The organism is Pseudomonas sp. NPDC096917, assembly GCF_044762555.1.
Lineage (GTDB): Bacteria > Pseudomonadota > Gammaproteobacteria > Pseudomonadales > Pseudomonadaceae > Aquipseudomonas.
In genome coordinates this window covers 113131-133154 of the sequence record NZ_JBIWEO010000011.1, presented here as the reverse complement: position 1 = coordinate 133154, position 20024 = coordinate 113131, and the positions used below count along the sequence as shown (strand labels likewise).

At 57.5% G+C, this 20024-nt stretch carries 20 protein-coding genes; 11 read left to right on the top strand and 9 right to left on the bottom strand.

What is annotated here, in order from left to right; all coding sequences use genetic code 11:
- Positions 1–66 precede the first annotated feature (66 nt).
- Both ACIQYF_RS14830 and ACIQYF_RS14825 read right to left on the bottom strand, forming a co-directional pair.
- Positions 67–1560 carry an aldehyde dehydrogenase gene (locus tag ACIQYF_RS14830; protein ID WP_402862959.1) on the bottom strand — a complete coding sequence of 498 codons (1494 nt, stop codon included), beginning with the start codon at positions 1558–1560 and terminating at the stop codon, positions 67–69.
- Between the two features lie 30 nt (positions 1561–1590).
- Complete coding sequence (locus ACIQYF_RS14825) at positions 1591–3237, bottom strand: thiamine pyrophosphate-dependent enzyme (RefSeq protein WP_402862956.1); 1647 nt, start codon at positions 3235–3237, stop codon at positions 1591–1593.
- A 499-nt stretch (positions 3238–3736) separates the two neighbouring features.
- Between ACIQYF_RS14825 and folE the strand changes: the two genes are divergently transcribed.
- The 5 genes from folE to ACIQYF_RS14800 all read left to right on the top strand — a co-directional run bounded on the left by folE (position 3737) and on the right by ACIQYF_RS14800 (position 6275).
- Positions 3737–4294 carry a GTP cyclohydrolase I FolE gene (gene folE, locus ACIQYF_RS14820; RefSeq protein WP_402862953.1) on the top strand — a complete coding sequence of 186 codons (558 nt, stop codon included), beginning with the start codon at positions 3737–3739 and terminating at the stop codon, positions 4292–4294.
- An 82-nt stretch (positions 4295–4376) separates the two neighbouring features.
- Entirely contained in the window at positions 4377–4919 is a 543-nt protein-coding gene (locus ACIQYF_RS14815) for a DUF3833 domain-containing protein (protein ID WP_402862950.1), read from the top strand.
- Positions 4916–5626: an SDR family oxidoreductase gene (locus ACIQYF_RS14810; protein ID WP_402862947.1), complete on the top strand. Its 711-nt coding sequence runs from the start codon at positions 4916–4918 to the stop codon at positions 5624–5626. Before ACIQYF_RS14815 ends, ACIQYF_RS14810 begins: the two co-directional genes overlap by 4 nt.
- Positions 5627–5640: 14 nt before the next feature.
- Positions 5641–5946, top strand: a complete 306-nt coding sequence (locus ACIQYF_RS14805) for a DUF6482 family protein (RefSeq protein WP_402862944.1) — start codon at positions 5641–5643, stop codon at positions 5944–5946.
- 128 nt (positions 5947–6074) lie between these two features.
- Positions 6075–6275, top strand: coding sequence for a DUF1737 domain-containing protein (locus ACIQYF_RS14800; RefSeq protein WP_402862941.1), 201 nt, complete (start codon positions 6075–6077; stop codon positions 6273–6275).
- Between the two features lie 120 nt (positions 6276–6395).
- Here ACIQYF_RS14800 and ACIQYF_RS14795 read toward each other — a convergent pair whose 3' ends face one another.
- Complete coding sequence (locus ACIQYF_RS14795; RefSeq protein WP_402862938.1) at positions 6396–7169, bottom strand: IclR family transcriptional regulator C-terminal domain-containing protein; 774 nt, start codon at positions 7167–7169, stop codon at positions 6396–6398.
- Between the two features lie 144 nt (positions 7170–7313).
- On the opposite strand from ACIQYF_RS14795, the gene ACIQYF_RS14790 reads away from it, so the two are divergent.
- The 4 genes from ACIQYF_RS14790 (at position 7314) to ACIQYF_RS14775 (ending at position 11908) form a co-directional block, all read left to right on the top strand.
- Positions 7314–8132 carry a shikimate dehydrogenase family protein gene (locus tag ACIQYF_RS14790; protein WP_402862935.1) on the top strand — a complete coding sequence of 273 codons (819 nt, stop codon included), beginning with the start codon at positions 7314–7316 and terminating at the stop codon, positions 8130–8132.
- A 192-nt stretch (positions 8133–8324) separates the two neighbouring features.
- Positions 8325–8645, top strand: coding sequence for an NIPSNAP family protein (locus ACIQYF_RS14785; protein ID WP_402863220.1), 321 nt, complete (start codon positions 8325–8327; stop codon positions 8643–8645).
- Between the two features lie 69 nt (positions 8646–8714).
- Entirely contained in the window at positions 8715–10442 is a 1728-nt protein-coding gene (locus ACIQYF_RS14780; protein ID WP_402862932.1) for an FAD-dependent oxidoreductase, read from the top strand.
- A 578-nt stretch (positions 10443–11020) separates the two neighbouring features.
- Positions 11021–11908, top strand: a complete 888-nt coding sequence (locus tag ACIQYF_RS14775) for a helix-turn-helix domain-containing protein (RefSeq protein WP_402862929.1) — start codon at positions 11021–11023, stop codon at positions 11906–11908.
- A 279-nt stretch (positions 11909–12187) separates the two neighbouring features.
- Here ACIQYF_RS14775 and ACIQYF_RS14770 read toward each other — a convergent pair whose 3' ends face one another.
- The 6 genes from ACIQYF_RS14770 to ACIQYF_RS14745 all read right to left on the bottom strand — a co-directional run bounded on the left by ACIQYF_RS14770 (position 12188) and on the right by ACIQYF_RS14745 (position 18001).
- Positions 12188–12931: an SDR family NAD(P)-dependent oxidoreductase gene (locus tag ACIQYF_RS14770; RefSeq protein WP_402862926.1), complete on the bottom strand. Its 744-nt coding sequence runs from the start codon at positions 12929–12931 to the stop codon at positions 12188–12190.
- The gene (locus tag ACIQYF_RS14765) at positions 12928–14292 is read right to left on the bottom strand and encodes an MFS transporter (RefSeq protein WP_402862923.1); all 1365 of its coding nucleotides are present in this window, start codon (positions 14290–14292) and stop codon (positions 12928–12930) included. The genes ACIQYF_RS14770 and ACIQYF_RS14765 overlap by 4 nt, the downstream gene beginning before the upstream one ends.
- Before the next feature lie 49 nt (positions 14293–14341).
- On the bottom strand, positions 14342–14674 hold the full coding sequence (locus tag ACIQYF_RS14760; RefSeq protein ID WP_402863217.1) for an NIPSNAP family protein: 333 nt from the start codon (positions 14672–14674) through the stop codon (positions 14342–14344).
- Positions 14675–14676: 2 nt separating this feature from the next.
- The gene (locus tag ACIQYF_RS14755; protein ID WP_402862920.1) at positions 14677–16401 is read right to left on the bottom strand and encodes an FAD-dependent oxidoreductase; all 1725 of its coding nucleotides are present in this window, start codon (positions 16399–16401) and stop codon (positions 14677–14679) included.
- Positions 16398–17222 carry an SDR family NAD(P)-dependent oxidoreductase gene (locus ACIQYF_RS14750; RefSeq protein ID WP_402862917.1) on the bottom strand — a complete coding sequence of 275 codons (825 nt, stop codon included), beginning with the start codon at positions 17220–17222 and terminating at the stop codon, positions 16398–16400. The genes ACIQYF_RS14755 and ACIQYF_RS14750 overlap by 4 nt, the downstream gene beginning before the upstream one ends.
- Positions 17223–17851: 629 nt before the next feature.
- Positions 17852–18001: a hypothetical protein gene (locus ACIQYF_RS14745; RefSeq protein ID WP_402862914.1), complete on the bottom strand. Its 150-nt coding sequence runs from the start codon at positions 17999–18001 to the stop codon at positions 17852–17854.
- 131 nt (positions 18002–18132) lie between these two features.
- Here ACIQYF_RS14745 and ACIQYF_RS14740 point away from each other — a divergent pair, with 131 nt between their 5' ends.
- Entirely contained in the window at positions 18133–19845 is a 1713-nt protein-coding gene (locus ACIQYF_RS14740) for an FAD-dependent monooxygenase (RefSeq protein ID WP_402862911.1), read from the top strand.
- A gap of 8 nt (positions 19846–19853) precedes the next feature.
- On the top strand, positions 19854–20024 hold the full coding sequence (locus ACIQYF_RS14735; protein ID WP_402862908.1) for a DUF2783 domain-containing protein: 171 nt from the start codon (positions 19854–19856) through the stop codon (positions 20022–20024).

Below are 20024 nucleotides of genomic sequence, written 5' to 3'. Positions count from 1 at the left end.
GATCAGCAAAAATTGACTTGCAAACCTGCTCGAGCGTGACGCCATCGAACAGGCCATCACACGCTGCTACAGCTGAATCCAGGTGGCTTTAAGCTCGGTATATTTGTCGAATGCATGCAGCGACTTGTCGCGACCGTTACCCGACTGTTTGAAGCCTCCGAACGGGGCTGTCATGTCACCCCCACTGTATTGGTTGATCCACACACTACCCGCTCGCAGGGCTTTGGCGGCCAGATGCGCCCTCGACAGATCGCACGTCCAGACTGCTGCTGCCAGACCGTAAGGACTGTCGTTGGCGATCTCAATCGCTTGCTCCAGAGTGTCAAAACCGATCACTGAGAGTACTGGGCCAAACACCTCTTCACGGGCGATATCCATAGCGTTATCGACCCCGTCAAACAGCGTTGGCTCGACATAGGCACCACCACTTTCAACGCGTACTTGCCGACCGCCGCCACGCAAGATCGCCCCCTGTTCTTGCGCTCTATCGATATGCGCCAGGACACTCTGAAGGTGCTGGTGGTCGACGACTGCACCCGCCATGCTCGAAGGGTCCAGGGGATGTCCAGGTACCCATGCCCGTAACGCGTCGATGACCCTGTTCACAAAATCTTCTTTGATGCTTCGCTCCACCAGTAGTCGCGAACCCGCCGTGCAGACCTCGCCCTGATTGAACGCAATGGCCGCTGCTGCGGCGTGCGCCGCCACCTGCAGATCCGGAGCATCGGCGCAAACGATGTTGGCGCTCTTGCCCCCCGCCTCTAGCCAGACACGTTTCATGTTCGACTCACCGGCATTCACCAGCAACTGTTTGGCGATACGTGTGGACCCGGTGAACACCAAGGTGTCGACATCCATATGCAGCGCCAATGCCTTGCCCACGGTATGACCGTAACCCGGTAAAACGTTGAACACCCCTGCAGGAATACCTGCGTCCAGCGCCAACTGAGCCAGACGAATCGCGCTGAGCGGCGAGCGCTCGGAAGGTTTCAGAATCACCGAGTTGCCGGTGGCGAGCGCCGGCCCGAGCTTCCACGCACTCATCATCAGCGGGAAATTCCACGGCACAATCGCCGCGACCACACCTATGGGCTCACGCGTGACCAGGCCCAATTGATCATGGGGTGTGGCGGCCACTTCGTCATAGATCTTGTCGATGGCCTCGGCGCTCCAACGAATCGCGTCAACCGTCGCCACCAGGTCCATACCCAGGGCATGGGCAATGGGTTTGCCCATGTCCAGGGTCTCCAGCAACGCCAGCTCTTCACTGTGTTGCTCGATCAGCGCTGCGAAACGCAACATGATTTGCTTGCGGGCAGCCGGTGCCTTGCGTGACCAGTACCCGGATTCAAACGCCTTGCGTGCAGCGGCCACGGCAAGTTGCGCGTCATCGGCATCACAACTTGCCACCTGACCGAGGATGCGGCCATCCACCGGACTTACACATTCGAACGTGGCACCCTTCGACGCCGCAGTGTAATGCCCGTCGATAAATGCTCGAGTTTCAATCGACAGCGACAACGCACGTTGCTGCCATTGAGCATGGGTCAATTGAGCCATGGAAATTCCTTAACGAGAGAGGAAGGACAATCAGCGGTGCAGATCGCTCATGCGCATATCCGGACCCAACAGGTCCTGAGGAATGCGTATTTCGATAATGCTGAACGTGTCACTGGACAGAGCACGATCAAGCGCGCTGGCGAACTGTTCAGTCTCGGTCACCACTTCACCGTGCCCACCAAATGCGCGGGCGTAGGCGGCGAAATCCGGGTTGACCAGATCGGTGCCACTGATACGTCGTGGGTGATGAATTTCCTGATGGGTGCGAATGGTTCCGTACATGCCGTTGTTCAACACGATAATCAACGGCTTCAATCCCAGGCCTCGGGCCACCGCCAACTCCTGGCCGTTCATCATGAAACAGCCATCGCCAGCCACGGAGACCACTTGCCGCTGCGGATGTGCAAGGGCAGCCGCGATAGCCGCTGGAACCCCGTAGCCCATTGAACCGTTGCGTGGCGACAATTGCGCTGGATAACCGTTAAAGCGCAGGTAGCGCCCGGCCCATCCGGCATGATTACCCGCGCCCCAAGTGCCGATCGCATCCTCTGGCAAGGATTGTTGCAAGTGCTCGAAAATGACATTCAGGTCAATACGCCCGCCAAGCGGCGGTGGCTGACGATAGCGTTCGCCTTCCTGACGCAAGGCTCGGGTACGCTCACCCCAACGCTGTGTTGAAGCAGGCGTCAAGTTCTCGAGTGCGCAGGCAAATCCAGGCATTTGCGAGATGATCCGCAAGGCTTGCGGATGCGCTGCACCCAGGCAGTCTGTATCGGGCAATACCGTCACCAAGGTGGCTGTATGACTGTGCACCGGGAGCAGCGCCCAGCTATCTGTAACGATGTCACCCAACGGCGAACCAATGCCAATCACCAGGTCAGCGTCACGCAAGGCATCGGCCATGGCACTTGAACGTCCATAGCCAAGCGACCCGACGTACGACGGCGAGCGATGGTCGATCAGGTCCATGCAATTGAAGTCCACCGCTACCGGCAACTCGTAGCGCTCGGCCCACTGCTGGACCTGCCTGGTCGCCAGCGGCGTCCACCCTCCCCCACCCAGTATCACCAAAGGTTTCAGAGCACCGGCCAACAGGCGTTCCAGTTCGGCAATGACCTGCGGTCCGGGCACACCTTGCAGGGAGCGGATGGGCGGGACGGCCTGGGCCTGCACGCAATCACGCAACATATCTTCCGGCAGCCCGATCACCACCGGTCCTGGCCGACCTGAACGCGCCAGCGAAAAGGCACGGGTTACGATTTCCGGGATACGTTCGGCGTGCTCAACCTGGAACACACCTTTGCTGGTCGTACCGAACCAGCCATCCAGATCAAACTCCTGGAAGGACTCACGGTAGGTTTCAGCGCGAGGAATAAGCCCGACAAAGAGGACTAAAGGCACGCTGTCCTGCCAGGCGGTATGCAGTGCAACCATGGCGTTAGCCGCACCCGGACCTCGGGTCACCATGAACACGCCAGTGTTCCCGGTGATTCGAGCGTGGGCGTCAGCCATGTAACCCGCACCACCTTCCTGACGGCAAACCACCAACTTGATGGGTGAATCGTGTAATGCATCCAGCACTTGCAGATAACTTTCACCTGGAACGCAGAACACTGTCTGCACCCCTTCTTGAGTTAACTGGTCAACGACAAGCTGGCCACCCGTACGTTCAGACATCACCCATTCCTCGATTATTTTGAGATGCCGGGCGCGTCAGGCGCCTCAGGAATGTGGCGAAGACTAAGGATCGTGAACAATGTCGTCTAATGCTGAATGCGTGTAGTTTTAATGCCTTTTGAGCATACCTTTAGCCTGGTAAAACAGCGGATGCTTAGCCTGAAGGTGTTGAAAATCAGTCATCGCATCGTTGCAATTCAGGCAGGCGGCTGTCGGCAATCCCCGGCCACTATTGGGAATGCGACGTCAAGGCTCTGATCACCAGAGGCTGCCACGCTATTGCTCATGGCATGTCCCGTCTTACAAGAGGCAGCAGCTATGCGAGCAACCTCGCACTGGGCGATGTGAGGTTTTCGCATCTGCACAAAAAGATTACCAATTCATTGTCAGGTGATTTTTTTCAGCCTATCTTAAGTAAAACCTATACAAGCTATTTAACTTCGTACAAGTATTTAGCTCTGGATTAGCACCCACGCACAGCACCGCCGCGAGAACTTGAATGAACCCACTATTAGCCAGTCATTACCGTGAAATCCTCGTCGGCCTCGGTGAAAACCCCGAGCGCGAGGGACTGTTAGACACGCCCCAGCGTGCCGCCAAAGCGATGCAGTATCTGTGCAATGGCTACACGTTGAGCCTGGAAGACGTCACCAACGGAGCCTTGTTCGAGTCGCAGAGCGATGAAATGGTGATTGTCAGCGACATCGAGCTGTACTCCTTGTGTGAACACCACATGCTGCCTTTCATCGGCAAGGCGCATGTGGCGTACATACCCACCGGCAGGGTGCTGGGGCTATCGAAGGTCGCGCGGGTGGTAGACATGTTCTCGCGTCGCCTGCAGATCCAGGAAAACCTCACTCGCCAGATTGCTGAAGCCATCCAGCAGATCACCGATGCCGCGGGTGTGGCGGTGGTCATTGAAGCCAGGCACATGTGCATGATGATGCGCGGCGTAGAGAAGCAGAATTCGGTCATGACCTCGTCCGTCATGCTCGGCGCCTTCCGTGATAGTTCGACGACGCGCCAGGAATTCCTTCAGTTGATCGGACGCCGATAAACCTATACACAGAACACTAACTGTATAACCTCGTAGTTCGACACTTCACCCGCATCATCTGGGTACTTCAGGGAGTATGGCAATGACTCGATTTCTGCTGTTACTGGCACTGGTACTCAACGTCGCGAGCTGCACCAGTGTAGATGTCGCCCGTTATGCGGATCAGCAACCGGCATTGAATCTGGAGCATTTTTTCAGCCAGCCCGTCAAAGCCTGGGGGATGTTTCAGAAGCGCAGCGGTGAGGTGGCCAAGCGTTTTGAGGTCAACATCGTTAGCCGTCGCGAGGGTAATAACCTGATTCTCGACGAGCGCTTCCTGTACAGCGACGGTACCCGCCAACGCCGCGTCTGGACCCTCACGCCTGAAGGCGAGGGGCGCTGGAGCGGCCGCGCGGATGATGTGGTGGATGTGGCCAAGGGCCAAGTCGCTGGAAACACGTTGCACTGGCGTTATCGCCTGAACCTGCCGGTCGACGACTCTACCTACGAAATGAGCATGGACGACTGGATGTACTTGATGGATGAGGACACATTGATCAACCGCACCCGTATGTCCAAGTTCGGGGTAGAGGTCGGTCAGGTGACGTTGTTCTTCCGTCGCCAAGACGCGGGAGCGAGCCAATGAACAGCGCATGGACCATGACTTCGCTCGGCGACGGTTATCGCGCGCTGGTAATCGGCGCCAGTGGAGCCCTCGGCACGGCATTTTGCGAACAACTCAAAAAGGATCCACGCTGCGCCGGGGTTCGCGAGCTGGGGCGCCATACCGTTCCCGAGCTAGACCTTGAACGACCTGAAACGATTACTGACGCCGCCACCGCACTGGCAGCCGAAGCGCCGTATCAACTGATCGTGCACGCTGCCGGCCTGCTCCATCGCGACCGGATCAAACCCGAAAAAAGCTTCAGCGCAATCGAGCAGGAATCCCTGCAGGCCGTGTTTCAAGTGAACACACTGGGGCCAGCACTGGTGTTGCGCCACTTTCTGCCGCTGCTCGAACCGCGGGGGGCGATGGCGATGCTGTCGGCAAAGGTCGGGAGCATTGGCGACAACCGTTTGGGCGGCTGGTACGCCTATCGCGCCTCCAAGGCTGCGCTGAACATGCTGATCAAGACCGCCGCCATTGAGCTGGCACGTACTCGCCCGCAGAGCCGCTTGCTCAGTCTGCACCCCGGTACGGTTGTTTCGGGATTGTCGCAACCTTTTCGCGGTGCTTCCAGCGCCCGTCCGGCAGATGTTGCCGCGGCCCAATTACTGACCTTGATTGACCAGTTGACGCCGGCCGACAGTGGCCATTTCTTTGCCTATGATGGAGAACGCCTACCCTGGTAGGCAAGGAGTGAAGCATGAACCTGCAAACCCTCATCGAACGTGCGACCAACAGTGAAATACGCGAGCTGGAGCTGCTGTCCATCGAAGGTGGTTTTTATCTGGCACGAATCCGCTCGGATCAAGGCCAGTTCACCTTACTTGATAATGCGGCCAAGCCGATGCACCTGCGTTCGATCACCCACTTGCGTGACTTGCTGCATGCTGTGCCGGCATTTCCTTGCGTGCTGGTGCAGCAATGCGTGCACGACGAAATGTGCGGCCGGGAGACTGCATCTGTCGAAGAGCTGCGCCTTCCGTTTTCGCTGACCACGCCATCATGAATTGGACAACACGTCATGATGTAATCGACTTCACCACTCAGGACACGCTCGCGTTTCAAACCGCGAACCTGTACCTGCCAATAGCCTCTTGAATGTCAGAATGACCCTATGTTGGAGCCGCCCCGCACATGAACTTACCACCCGACGATCTACCCATTTATCGTATTCTCACAGGCCCAGATGATGCTGCCTTCTGTCACCGTGTGAGTGCTGCATTGCAGATGGGCTATCAGCTTTATGGTAGCCCTTCAGCCACCTTCAATGGGCAGAGTGTCATCGTGGCGCAAGCGATTGTGTGGGGTGGATATACCCAGGCATTGGCTGAATAATCAACCTGTCTCGCTGATGGGGTGAAGCACTTGCCCTGCTGCATCAGGGGGGGGCGCGCACTGGGCATTAGCCAAAGTGATGCGTTTCACATTCACGCCCGCGCCATCCACCCTTGAAATTCAAAGCGTCATGATCGGCCGCAGCAGCGCCTGCCCTTCATACAGGGCCGACAAATACCTTTCGCGCATCTCATCGACACTCATACGCGACGCGTGAGTAGTCAACGTCAACGTTGCCTGTAATTGCCCTTCTCTATCAATCAGCGGCACGCTCAGCACCCGCATACCCACTTCATACTCCTGATCCACCATCACGTAACCACGCTCCCCCGCCAAGGTGATTTCGCGGCGGATCAGTGCTTCGTCAGTGACGGTATAAGGCGTCATGGCCAAGGGCAGATTGCGTTTGAAGTAAGCGCAAAGCGCTTCTTGCGAAAGACTCGCGAGCCACAGCCGTCCGCTGCCTGTGCAGTACATCGGCACCCGTGAGCCTGGGCGGATCGACATTGACGTTATATGGCTATAACGACTACGCACCACATGCACAATGTCATCACCGTCGCGAACCCCTACCGACACATGCTCCTGGGTGGTCCGCGCCACCTGTTCGACAATGGGCCGCAGCATGCGCGGTAACACGGCGGAATCGACATAAGCCTGCCCGATACGCAAGGTCTTGGCGGTCAACCAGTAATGACGGCCGTCAGTCTGCGCAAAGTCGTCGTGTACCAAAGTCAGCAGAAATCGTCGGGCGGCGCTCTGGGTCATACCGGCCATGCGCGCGACTTCAGGCACGCTCAGGCGTGGATGCTCTTGGGAAAACAACTGCAACAGCGCCAGGCCTTTTTGTAGACCGACGATCAAATCCCGTGGGCGGATGTTGGGTTGCTTCATCAGTCGGACCCTTTATTGCGTATTGACTGCGATTATCGCACTGACAATGCGATTATCAACCCGATCCGCAACAAGCGCCATTGTTCGCTGTGTTCGCCGCTTGCAGTATCGGCCCACAACACAGCCAATAAGCGGGTACCTCACATGATTCAGGGTTCGACTGAACTGGTCGCCATAGTCGGTTCACCTGTAGCCCAGGTGAAATCGCCGGAAAACTTCAATCGCTGGTTCGTCGACCATCAGCAGAACATCGTCATGCTCGCCATCGACCTTGCACAGACAGCTCTGGATGACTTCGTCCAGACCCTGCGAGGCTGGCAAAACATGCGCGGGTGCGTGGTGACCGTACCTTACAAACAAATGCTGGCCAGCCGCCTGGACAGCGTCAGTGAACGCTCGGCGGCGCTGCGCTCGGTCAATGTCATTCGCCGCGAACCCGACGGTCGACTGGTGGGCGATATCGTTGACGGAGAAGGCTTTCTCAACGCTGCTCGCCAGCAGGGTTTCAATCCAAAAAACAAACAGGCCCTGGTGATCGGCACTGGCGGCGTCGGCAGCGCAATTGCGTATTCGTTGTGCCAAGCCGGGGTCAGTCATTTGGTGATCAGTGACATCAGTCATGAACGCGTCGAGGCGCTAGGAGACCTCTTGCGCAGTGCTTTCCCGAATAGTGTGATCAGTGCCTGCCTGGCCTCGCTTGAACACTTCGACCTGGTCGTCAATGCCTCACCCGTCGGCATGAGTGCAACACGCGATGACGGTCCCATGCCATTACCGGCGGCCATGATGAAAACCCTGAACGCTAAAACCCTGGTGGCCGATGTCGTGACATCACCGACGGTAACGCCGTTTCTCGCCTTTGCCCGAAACCGCGGCTGCCCAATTCAGACCGGGCCGCAAATGGCCCTGGCGCAGTTAGGCAACCTGGGTCACTTCATAGGTGTGACTCCGCTGGAGATCTGATGCTGCGGCCTTGTCCTTAACAGGCCATAACAATGAACACTTCGACTGCCCTGACGCCTGCCGGTGCCGACTTGACCTATGACGTGATTGCCCTGGGTTGCGGGGCCGCCGGCCATCACCGGCCTGCCGAACAAGGTATCGACCGTCGACTCGATCAACGCCCGACACAACCATCCTGCACTGGAGAACACCATGTATTACGAACTGCGCACCTACACGATTAAACCAACCAAGCTGGGCGACTGGCTTGCCCTGTACAAAAGCGCAGCATTGGCCGTGCAGCAGGAACACTTAGGCAATCTGATTGGCTTCTTCACCACCGAAATCGGTGAGGTCAATCAAGTGGTACACATTTGGGGCTACGCCAGCCTTGACGATCGCATGGCACGCCGCAACGCCATGGCGGCAGATGTGCGCTGGCAGGACTTCGCGCGGCAAAACAAGGCGCTGGATGCGGTGGTGACGCTGGAGTCACGCCTGCTGCGTCCGACCGACTTTTCCCCGCTTAAATAACCTCCGTTGCAGCGTTGCGCCGCTTCTGGACGGGAGCGGCGAATCTCATTCACTCTCGCGGTAAATCCTATGCACATCAGCGATCCCCTGCTTTGTGATGTTCTAGTCGTCGGCTCTGGTGCCTCTGGCCTCGCAGCAGCAGTGACGGCAGCGCAATTGAACCTCAATGTCATCGTGGTGGAAAAGGAGCCGCAGCTAGGCGGTACCAGCGCGTGGTCGGGCGGTTGGCTGTGGATTCCGCGTAACCCATTGGCCATCGCCGACGGGATAGTTGAAGACGTGGAGCAGTCGCGGATTTACCTGCGTCGTGAACTGCACAGCGAAGTGCTCGACCCTCGTGTGGAAACGTTCCTGGAACAAGGCCCGAAAATGGTCGATTTTTTTCAACGCCATACAGAGGTGCAGTTTTTCTCCGGTAGCAAGATGCCTGACTTTCACGCCAGCGAAGGCCACGCTCAAGGTGGCCGCTCGGTCTGTGCACAACCCTTTGACGGTCGTCGCCTTGGCCCCTGGATCAACAAACTCCGACGCCCGCTCGACGTGATCAGCCTGGCAGGAATGGGGATTGCCGGCGGTGTCGACTTCAATCACTTTCTCAATGCGCGCCGGTCACCGTCTTCATTGCTCTACGCCGGTAAACGCCTGTTGCGCCACGCCCGCGATCTGCTGTGTCATGGCCGGGGCATGCACCTGGTGAACGGCAATGCACTGGTTGCCCGTCTGCTCAAAAGCGCCCTGGAATGTAAGGTCCGCCTGCTGACTGACACGCCCGTGCGCGAACTGCTGCGTGACGGTGAGCGCGTGGTCGGGGCGCGAGTCGAGTCTGCCGGACGCCTGATCGAGATTCAGGCCCGGCGTGGGGTCGTGCTCGCTTGCGGTGGTTTCCCCCACGACCAGCAGCGCATCGCCCGCCTGTTCAGGCATGCCCCCCATGGCACCGAGCATCTCAGCGCAGCGCCCAAGGGCAACACCGGAGATGGTCTGCGCCTGGGCGAAAGCGTCGGGGCATGCGTAGCATCCGATCTGGCCCATGCCGCCGCTTGGGCACCGGTGTCGCGTGTGCAGCGCAAAGATGGTGGGTTCAGCGGCTTTCCGCACCTGATGGAACGAGCCAAACCCGGGTTCATCGCCGTGCGCCAGGATGGCCGACGCTTCGTCAACGAGGCCGACTCCTACCATGACTACATGTGCGCACTGTTTGAAGCCACCGGTTCGGGAGAAACCCCGATATCTTGGCTGATCTGCGATCACCCCGCTCAACGTCGCTATGGCCTGGGCTGGTCCAAACCCTTTCCGTTCCCCACTGCACGGTACGTGCGCGAAGGTTACCTGTTCAAGGCCCCGACGTTGATCGAGCTTGCACGCCAATGCGGCATCGATGGGCAACAATTGGAAGCCACCGTCAGTGCCTTCAACCTGGGGGCTGAAGAAGGTCGCGACCCGCTCTTCCATCGAGGAGAATCGCGTTACAACAAAGCCCAAGGGGAAGTTCTGCACGGGCCAAACCCGTCTCTGGGCAGCCTGCGCAAAGGGCCGTTCTACGCGGTTAAGCTGGTACCCGGCAGCCTCGGCACCTTCGCCGGTCTGAAGACCGATGCCTGCGCACGCGCATTAGACGAACACGGTTCGCCCATTGCGGGGCTATTTGCCGTGGGTAATGACATGAGCAGCATCATGAATGGCCATTACCCAAGCGGTGGCATCACTCTCGGTCCGGGCATGACCTTTGGTTACATCGCCGCAAAAGTGCTTGCCGGCCAAACAGTGGACGGGGAGACATCCATCAATAAACGCTGACGACCTGATTTTGAAAGCATCGTCAGCGGGATTTGGCATTTGGATGGAACGGCGCTCAGTGTCAATGGCTACCCGCCAAAGCCTCGCGAGTGCAAGTAACTGACAGAAGCAAAGCAGAGGCAAAAGAAAAGAGTGACATTGCCCAATGAGTCTTGATGGGCTCGCTTAGAACTTAAAGCGAATGATGATTATCTTGCAACTACCAGATACAGCCAGCGTGTCATCATGCCGCAGAATCTTATTACGATAATCGCTCATTCATGAGTATTGTTTTTTCACGCCGAAAACGAGTTTCCGACCTTCTTGTAACGCTCACGAATGGCCAATACAAGGTGCTGAGTGACCGCACTACAATCTGCAGGAAGACGGATTCACGCCTATAACCGGACATTAATCATCTGTTAAATCATTACATTAGAGCGAGTGACCCAAATCGAGAATAGAAGTACGGCAGCCCCCACAAGAATGGACAAAACCAACAATCGTAGAGACGTTTACAACAAATTAAGTGGGTATTGGCCAACACCCAAATTCTTCGTTAAGGTAGAAAGCAGGTACTCTCGTAGAACATAAATATAATGAACAAGATTCCCTACTACGCCCTGTACGGCGAGTCGACGCCACCCGTCTGGCATGACTTCCTGCATGTTGAATCAATCTCACACCGCTCCGGCAGTTACAACTGGGAGATCGCCGCCCATCGACACGACGGGCTGTTTCAGATGCTTTACCTGCAAAGCGGCGAAGGCGAAGTACTGCTCGACAACCAGCGGGTCGAGGTCAAGGCCCCGTGTTTGTTATTCATCCCTGAACAAATTGTCCACGGCTTCGCCTGGCACGGGCGGGTCGACGGGCATGTGATCACAGCCGTCCAGCACCCGCTGGAAAACATCATCCAGGTGCTCTCCCCCCACCTTTTGCCGCAGATCCAGAAACCCTGCATCGTTGCCCTGCCGCATTGGGAACCCGTCAATAATCCGCTGATGCCGCTGTATCGAGCGTTGTACGAGGAATATCACGACCGAGGGCGGGAGCACGTTGCGTGCAGTGTGTCATTACTGCTCGCACTGGTGATCCAGATGCTGCGCCTGGGCGAGCACACCGACGGCCTGCCTGCGCACCATCACGATCGACGCAGCCAGCAGATCATTGCCTTTCGCGAATTGGTGAATAAACACTTTCGCGAACACCTGTCGCTCAATGAGTACGCCAGTCGCCTCGGTATCACCGTCGTAACCCTAGGGCGACTATGTCATGAGCAACTGGGAATGACGCCAATGACCCTGCTGAACGCGCGGCTGATCCTTGAGGCCAAGCGCGAGCTGGCCCATTCATCGCAGAGCGTTAAGCAAATCGCCCACAGCATCGGCTATCTTGATGTCGGTTACTTCAGCCGATTCTTTCGCAAACACACCCAGCTCAGCCCCAGCGAGTTTCGCTTGCAAGCCCAAGCCTCGCGCCAGTGAACGCTCAACCTCAGTGCGCTCGGCCAGTGTGATCCGTGGAAGGCGATAGCTTGCTCAATGCCGCGCGCACGTTGAGGTATTGGGCACTTTTCCAGCCGCAGGCACAGAGCCAGAGAGACCGATGGCATCACTGGCTTGGCCCGAAAAGTGTGGAGTATTTTTTCGTGTCTTGCGCCGCTCATCTTTGCCTGACAGGTTCCAGCAGTCGATGAACCGTTGAGGGTGGCAGCCCCGAGCCGAGACTTCGAAGGGCTGCCAGGGATTGAATCATCAGCGTCGCTATACCGCCGTATACCCACCATCCGCATTAATGCAGGCCCCGGTGATCATTGATGCCGCGCTGCTGGCCAAAAACGACACCACCCGCGCAATTTCAATCGGCTGCCCCAAGCGTCCTATGGGCTGTCTTGCCACAATAGCGGCCAAAAGGGACTGCGGCAGCCTGCTCAACAATGGCGTTTCCACATACCCAGGTGAAATGCAATTGGCACGAATGCCTTGCTGGGCATAGGTCAAGGCTACGCTACGCGTGAGGTTCACAACGCCAGCCTTCGAAGCCGAGTAAGCATGACTATTGGCTTGCCCTACATGGGCGAGGATGGAGGCCATATTAATGATTGCGCCTCCATTGCCTTGCAACATTCTCAGGATCGCGTATTGATTACACAAGGCCACGCCCGTTAGGTTGATGTCGATCACCCGTTGCCAGGCAGCCAGATCCAACTCATGAATGGGGCTTTTGGCTTCGGGGATGCCAGCATTTGCGACCAAAACATCCAGGTGGCCAAAATGCTCCACCGTCGAGGTCATCAACCTCGCCACACTGTCTGGGTCAGTGACATCGGTGCACACAAACAGTGCGTCGCGGCCCAGGCTCGCCGCCACCTCCCGTGCCGCGCTGTCAATGTCCCCGAGCACGACCTGTGCTCCCTCTTCAACCAGCAAGCGCGCGGTAGCTTCACCAATGCCCGATGCGGCCCCCGTAATCACTACCACTTTTCCCTTGTGTGTAGGCGCGCTCATGATAAAGCCACCTTCTCAGCCGACTCCAAGGGTGCAGTCAATCGAGAGCCATGCCGACACTGGCAATAAATCGCCAGCGCGGCAACCGCAGCCGGAATCAGCATCGTCATGCAGATTTCAGCCAGCGACCAACCAAGACTGAGCATCTGCGCACCTGCAAATGCACTCAAAACAGCACCGATGCGACCGACCCCGCTCATCCAGCTGGCGCCCGTGGCGCGGGCTTGAGTAGGGTAATAACTGGCCGCCAATGCGTTCATGCCCACGGACACCCCGTTGAGCCCGAACCCGACCAGACAGGCCACTGCACACAGTAAAACAAAATGACCTGTGGACTGGCCGATGGCAAAAATCGCGAAGCCGCAGCCCAGAAATGCAAGCGTCAAAACGTTACGCATGCCCCAGCGATCCATCGCCCAGCCCACGAAAATTGCACCTGCTGGACCACCGACCTGAAAGATCGCGGTGACCACAGCCGCGTCAGCAACGCTGTATTGGCCGACCTCTTTTATCAGTGTCGGCAACCAGCCGCTAAAGAGATAAACCATAAACAGGGCAATGATGTAGCCGATCCACAGCATCAACGTGCCAAACAGATAGCGCCGCGACAGCACCAGACCCACGGCCCCAGCCGCCGATTTGCTCTGCGGGGGCATCACAAACGTTAAATCCGCAGTCATCAGTTCTGGCGCCAGTCGCTTCATGATGGCGTGAATACGTTCAGGCGCCGCATGCTGCGACACCAGAAAGGGGACAGACTCCGGTAGTTTGAAATACAGGATGGGGAGTACCAGCAACGGCAAGATACCGCCCATTACCAACACACTTTGCCAGCCCAGATTCGGGATCATCCAGGCACTGGCAAAACCTCCCACCGCCGCCCCTAACGAGAAGCCACAGAAAGCAAGGGTGATCAAGAATGAACGGCTGCGCGCCGGGGCGTACTCACTGACCAGGATACTTGCGTTCGGCATAGCGGCGCCCAGACCAAGGCCGGTCAAAAAGCGCAAAGCGACCAAGGTTTGCACATCCGGGGCGAAGGCTGTCGCGATGGTCAGCCCCCCAAACAGGCCGATACTGCATAGCAATACGATCCTGCGCCCATAGCGATCAGCCAGCGGCCCGGCCGTCAACGCGCCGACCGCCAACCCGATCAACGCGGCGCTGAGTACCGGACCCAACGCCTGCGGCCCCAACCCCCATTCCGTTTTCAATTGCGGTGCGATAAAGCCCATGATGGCGACGTCGAAACCATCCAGAGCGATGATCAAAAAGCCAAAGAATACAACCCATTTCTGAAAGCGACCCACCGGGTGAGCATCGATCCACTCACACACATCAATCGATTTTTGCTGGTCCATCGAGTGTCCCTCATTCTTATTATTGTGGTGACTCAATCGTGCAGGTCGCTTATTTGGAAGGATTCAAACTGGCGAAGTACACCGGTTTGATAATGCGTGTTTCCTGAGCCACGATCAGATGACGGGTCGCCTGTAGATAAGCCCCGAAGTCCGGATCGCTATCACGGGCCATGCTGCGTTTTTCCATATCGTCGAGGCTTTCGTAACCCCATAGATGAACCACTTGGTTCAGCGGGCCGATGCTGCTGGTGTAGAACGCCAGCGGCTCGCCCAAATGCTTGAGCAGAAGAGGCATCGCCAACTGGTCGAACGCCTTGAGAAACTCAGGCATTGCGCGGGGGACGATGGTGTAGATGCGATGGTCAACAATGGGCTTGGACAGGATCATGCGACGTGCTCCTTTTTGAGGGTTTCAGCGCCCAAAGAGATGTTGGCCAAATGACGGCCGGTGATGAAACCGAATGTCATAATCGGTCCCAGGGTGATACCGGCGCCGGGGTAGTTGCCGCCCATGATGCTGGCGCGGTCGTTGCCCACCGCATAAAGCCCTGGGATCGGCCTGTTCTTTTGGTCCAATACTTCACCAACGGTGCTGGTGCGCAGACCATCGAAGGTGCCCAAGTCGCCCATCACCACTTTGACCGCGTAGTAAGGTCCGGTACCGATCGGCGCCACGCATGGATTTGGCTGGTGCTGAGGATCTGCCAGGAAGCGGTTGAAGGCTGTCGTCCCACGACCAAACTCGGCGTCCTTGCCCTCGCTTGCCCCTAGGTTGTAGCGCGCAATAGTTAGCTCCAGCCCTGGCCCGTCAATACCTGCCTTAAGCGCCAACTCTGCCAACGTACGGCCCTTTAACAAGTAACCATTGCGTAGCAGCGGACCCAGAGGCATGGGGGAAGGCTTGGCAAATCCAAGGCCGTATTTGCCCAACGTCCGGGCATCGCACACCAGCCACATGGCGGTCTGGGTGCGCGCCGCGTCGTTGTTGATCATGGCTGCGCCGACGTCATGGTAGGAGTTGGACTCATTGGTGAAGCGTCGCCCCGCGACATCGACGCCGATGATGCCGGGTTTGTAGCGATCCAGAAGGTGCGGGAATGCAGTGTATTGTCCGTCGCCCGTTGGCACTTTCGACACCGGCATCCAAGCAGCCGCTGCTTGCAGAGAAATATCCACGTGGCCGCCCACCGCTTCTGCCATTCGCAATCCGTCGCCAGTATTGCTGTCGGGGACGGGCGAAAAATGCTCGCCTCCGCGTTTTACATGAGGGTAAGCCTCACGCAATCGCTGCACGTCATGGGAGAAGCCGCCGCCAGCCAACACAACGCCCCGACGCGCTTCGATCCGAAACTCGCCTTGCGCGCCAGAAGCCAGCACACCTGTAATCCGATCTTTATCCTTGAGCAATTGCCGAGCGGCGACCCCGGTGAAAATAGGAATGTCGAGATCAAGCGCCGACTTGGCCAGTCGCGCGGCCAAGGCATTGCCGCTGGTCACCTGGGTACCGCGCCGATACATGATCATCTCGCGGATATGCGTACCCAGCCGTTTGGCCACGTAAATGAACGACTTCAGCGAGCGCGTAGCATTAAAGAAGTGTTTGAGATCAGCGTTGGAGGAGTTGAACATCATGCCGATGAACGTGATGGTTTTAAGCGGTGGCCGCAACCGTTTCATATCAGCCCCTAGCTCCCGAATATCGAACGGCGCGGCGAGGATCGAACGGCCGATGTCGAGCCCCCCGGGGGCATCGGGGTGATAGTCCGGATACAAAGTGGGCACAAACTTGACGCAGGTCTCGCGCTCGAAGAACTCGACCATCTTCGGGCCGTTCTCCAGAAACGCCTCCACTGCCGGTGCGTCGTAATGCTTGCCGGCCTCATGACGCAAATAGGTTCGGGCCAAGTCGAGGCTGTCGCCGCTGTTTTGCGACTTGCCAAGATGATTGCCGGGAATCCACAGTACCCCGCCAGAAAATGCCGTGGTACCGCCAAAGACATCGGCTTTTTCAATGACAATCACATCAAGGCCGGCCTTTTTCGCGACGATCGCAGTACTGAGTCCACCTGCTCCGGCTCCGATGACAACCACATCGCACACCCGATTCATGGTCGTCCCCCTTCGAAGCCTGGCCGCGGCAACAATGCCATCGGCATACTTTCAAAACCGCCATCCACTACCAATTCGGCACCGTTGATGTAGCTGGATCGAGCGCTAGCCAGAAACAACACGGCATCGGCAATATCCTGCGGCTCGCCAATGCGGCGACTGGCAGTCATGGCGCTACGTTGCCGTTCAATGTCGGGGTCGGCATAGAAGGCTGCTGACAAGGGGGTGCGGATCAGACCGGGACAAATGGCATTACTGCGGATGCCGCGGTCCCCCCACTCCACCGCAAACTGGCGGGAAAGCATCGCGACCCCGGCCTTGGCAGTGCTGTAAGCGCCGCTCCAGGGCTGCGGCGAATGGGCGGCGATAGAGGCAATATTAATGATGCGTCCACTGCCTTGAGCAAGCATTTGCTGCCCGAATGCCTGGGCGCAGAGTAAGTAGCCGCTCAGGTTGACCGAGAGCACCTGATTCCATTGCTCAAGCGTTATCTTCTCGAGGGACGCCGCACGCAGGACGCTGGCGTTGTTGACCAGAATATCGCAACGACCATGGCGTTCCTGCACCTGCCTGGCAGCCTGCCGAACACTGTCCGGGTCACCGATATCACAGGCCAAAGCGCTGACGGACGCCTCACTGTGCTCACTCAAATTCGCAGCCAGTTCGGCGCATTTGCTCAGATCAAGATCAAGCAATACAACCGAGGCACCTTGCTTGACCAGTTCACGCGCGACAACTGCACCGATGCCGCCTGCGGCTCCTGTCACCACACACACAGCGGCGTTCAGGCCGAGCCAATCATTACTCTTATAATTATTCATTCACTTCTCCAGCTTGTGCCGCTCACAAAAGACACTTCGACTGGAATCAGGTTAAGCCGCAACCGGCGGCGCAAGAATGAACAAAACCCGCAATACACAGCACTTTTCCAACAAAAAACTCAAGGATCGCGCAGAGTGCGTGCAGGGTTGAGATGGCTCGGATTGGCAAACATTGGCGCCATCAGTACCGGAGTTCAGCTCATGGCTGCGACGGCCGATCGCAGCGTTAAAACTCGAAGAACTCCGTTTGCGCTGCGTCCTGGACATAGAGGCAAACGCGAAAAGCCCGCTAGCCTTTAACGACACCCGCAACATTCAACGTTTCTGTATCGCGACGGGTATAACCCATTTGCACCCGCAGTTCGCGGGTGTGGCTGCCTGGCTCATGCTTGCCAGTCGATCGGCACTCTTTTACCAGCCAATCACGCGCTACGATCCGCTGGTTATTTTGCGTGGGGCCGGGTCAGCGTCGAGTCAGGGGAAGCCGAGGGCCAGACAGAAGCTCTGCCACTGGCTATCGGTCACGCCCCGAGAAACAGCTGTTCGTTGTCTTTGCCGGCGAAGACGTCGCAATGACATCAATAAAAAACCACGCCGTTGTCCTTGAGCCGCTGGCAGGTTTGCAGCGGCTAATCGGTGTACCGCTTGACCAGGTCGTCAAATAGCAATTGCGACGATTCTTCAATAGCCTGCACACGCTGCAGGTCGGTGTCGGCAAATGCCAGGCAAGCACCAATCATGGCCGATGAATCACCGGGTTGCGCAGTCTTCTCGAGCACTATCACCTGCAACCAATGTGAGCATTCACAAAGATGTCCCCTGAGGGGGACATCTTTCTGAACGCTCGGGTTTAGAGTGGTTCGAAGGCAACATTTGTCTCCGATAACAATAAACCGGGAGCCACCGGACCATGCATCAGCCTCAAACTGTACCCCATCAATCTCTGTATTTTCCCTATCAGGTTTATCCTGCTTTCGTGCCATCCCCAGGCATCATCAATCGCTCGCCCGTAGCGATTGTGGGTGCTGGCCCCATTGGCCTGACGCTGGCGCTCGAACTGGCGCGATACGGTATCAAAAGCATTGTTCTGGCAGCCCAGCAGCAAGTCTGTGAAGGGAGCCGCGCTATTGTGTTCACTCGCCGCTCCATGGAGATTTTCCAGCAAGTGGGGGTATCCGAAGCGGTATCCGAGCAGGGCCTGCCCTGGCGCTTCGGAAACTCGTACTACCGCGGCCAACGGGTTTTTCGCATGGAAGCACCTGTGGACGAGCATGATCGTTTTGCGCCAATGACCAACTTGCAACAGCAGTATCTCGAGCAACATCTGGTGGAGGCTGCCCAGGCACAACCGCTGATCGAATTGCGCTGGGGCAATAAAGTCATCGATATCGAGCAGGAAACCGACCACGCAAGGTTGCACGTCGATACACCGGGGGATGCCTATACCCTGCTGGCCGATTGGGTGGTGGCCGCTGATGGCGCCCGTTCCGGGTTGCGCTCGATGTTGGGGCTCAAGCTTGAAGGGGCGTCTTATGAAGGACGGTTCGTGATTGCTGACATCCGTATCAAACTCGATTTTCCGACCGAGCGCCTCGCGTTTTTCGATCCTTCCTGGAACCCCGGCAACACCGTCTTGATGCACCGAGAGCCCGGAGATATCTGGCGCATCGACTACCAGTTACCCGCGGACGAAACACCCGAGCAGGCCTTGCACCCGGACTCCTTGCGCGAGCGGATAAATGCACAATTGGCGATGCTCAATGTCGAGAACCCTGAATGGGAGCTGGATTGGAGTTCAGTGTATTCGGCCAGGGCGCTAACGTTGAAGGAGTACATCAATAAGCGAGTGATTTTTGCCGGAGACTCGGCGCATTTGTTGCCGATCTTCGGTGTGCGTGGCGCCAATACCGGACTTCAGGATTGCCACGACCTGGGCTGGAAACTGGCACTGCACATCAAAGGTCTTGGTGGTGCTCGATTGCTGGCGTCTTACAGTGACGAACGGGTCAAGGCTGCTCGTGAAATCATTGCAGAAGCCGGCAAGAGCACGCGGTTCATGGCGCCGCCGAGCCCCGGTTATCGGCTGTTGCGCGATGCGGTGCTATCGCTGTCGTTGACCCAGGAGTTCGTTCGCCCGCTCTATCACTGGCGAACTTCAAGGGCACACGATTATGCCGATTCGCAACTCAACGCGGTGAACGACGATAACGGCTTGTTTAGCGGAGGGCCGCGCAACGGAGCGCCGTTGTTGAATGTCCGTCTGGCAGAGCAACACTATTTCTTCGATGAGTTGGCGCCCGCTTATCATCTGATTTGTTTCACTGACGCGGCGGCACTTGATGTCCAGGTCGTTGCACAAGTCCAGGCTATGCGCCGCCTGGGACTGCCGATACAAGTGATCGCGATCGCCATGAATGGAGCCTGTCAGGTGCAACACGCCGACTTGACTCTGCCCGATTGCGACCGCCTATTCAGCACACGTTACGGTGTGCAGCACGCAGGCGCCGCCTATCTGGCGCGTCCAGACCAGCATGTCTGCGCGCGCTGGCTGCAACTGGAAGGCGATCGTTTGCGCCATGGATTGAACCAGGCCCTCGGCCACAACGGGAGTGACCACCTATGAGCCAGTCAATGAGCATTACAGACCTCGAGCGCATCTATGATCGACTCGCGGAGGCGATTGATAGCACGGGCAGCGACAGTGAGTTGTTTCTGGTCAAATTGGCGCTACTGGTGGCCGAGGCCATGAACGATGTGGAGCGCTTCAACGCACTGATCGAGTGCGCCGTGCACGACCTGTAA

Excerpts from the sequence above, each read along its gene's own strand:
- ACIQYF_RS14830 (WP_402862959.1), bottom strand. The coding sequence starts at position 1,560 with ATGGCTCAATTGACCCATGCTCAATGGCAGCAACGTGCGTTGTCGCTG.
- ACIQYF_RS14825 (WP_402862956.1), bottom strand. The coding sequence starts at position 3,237 with ATGTCTGAACGTACGGGTGGCCAGCTTGTCGTTGACCAGTTAACTCAA.
- folE (WP_402862953.1), top strand. The coding sequence starts at position 3,737 with ATGAACCCACTATTAGCCAGTCATTACCGTGAAATCCTCGTCGGCCTC.
- ACIQYF_RS14815 (WP_402862950.1), top strand. The coding sequence starts at position 4,377 with ATGACTCGATTTCTGCTGTTACTGGCACTGGTACTCAACGTCGCGAGC.
- ACIQYF_RS14810 (WP_402862947.1), top strand. The coding sequence starts at position 4,916 with ATGAACAGCGCATGGACCATGACTTCGCTCGGCGACGGTTATCGCGCG.
- ACIQYF_RS14805 (WP_402862944.1), top strand. The coding sequence starts at position 5,641 with ATGAACCTGCAAACCCTCATCGAACGTGCGACCAACAGTGAAATACGC.
- ACIQYF_RS14800 (WP_402862941.1), top strand. The coding sequence starts at position 6,075 with ATGAACTTACCACCCGACGATCTACCCATTTATCGTATTCTCACAGGC.
- ACIQYF_RS14795 (WP_402862938.1), bottom strand. The coding sequence starts at position 7,169 with ATGAAGCAACCCAACATCCGCCCACGGGATTTGATCGTCGGTCTACAA.
- ACIQYF_RS14790 (WP_402862935.1), top strand. The coding sequence starts at position 7,314 with ATGATTCAGGGTTCGACTGAACTGGTCGCCATAGTCGGTTCACCTGTA.
- ACIQYF_RS14785 (WP_402863220.1), top strand. The coding sequence starts at position 8,325 with ATGTATTACGAACTGCGCACCTACACGATTAAACCAACCAAGCTGGGC.
- ACIQYF_RS14780 (WP_402862932.1), top strand. The coding sequence starts at position 8,715 with ATGCACATCAGCGATCCCCTGCTTTGTGATGTTCTAGTCGTCGGCTCT.
- ACIQYF_RS14775 (WP_402862929.1), top strand. The coding sequence starts at position 11,021 with ATGAACAAGATTCCCTACTACGCCCTGTACGGCGAGTCGACGCCACCC.
- ACIQYF_RS14770 (WP_402862926.1), bottom strand. The coding sequence starts at position 12,931 with ATGAGCGCGCCTACACACAAGGGAAAAGTGGTAGTGATTACGGGGGCC.
- ACIQYF_RS14765 (WP_402862923.1), bottom strand. The coding sequence starts at position 14,292 with ATGGACCAGCAAAAATCGATTGATGTGTGTGAGTGGATCGATGCTCAC.
- ACIQYF_RS14755 (WP_402862920.1), bottom strand. The coding sequence starts at position 16,401 with ATGAATCGGGTGTGCGATGTGGTTGTCATCGGAGCCGGAGCAGGTGGA.
- ACIQYF_RS14750 (WP_402862917.1), bottom strand. The coding sequence starts at position 17,222 with ATGAATAATTATAAGAGTAATGATTGGCTCGGCCTGAACGCCGCTGTG.
- ACIQYF_RS14740 (WP_402862911.1), top strand. The coding sequence starts at position 18,133 with ATGCATCAGCCTCAAACTGTACCCCATCAATCTCTGTATTTTCCCTAT.
- ACIQYF_RS14735 (WP_402862908.1), top strand. The coding sequence starts at position 19,854 with ATGAGCATTACAGACCTCGAGCGCATCTATGATCGACTCGCGGAGGCG.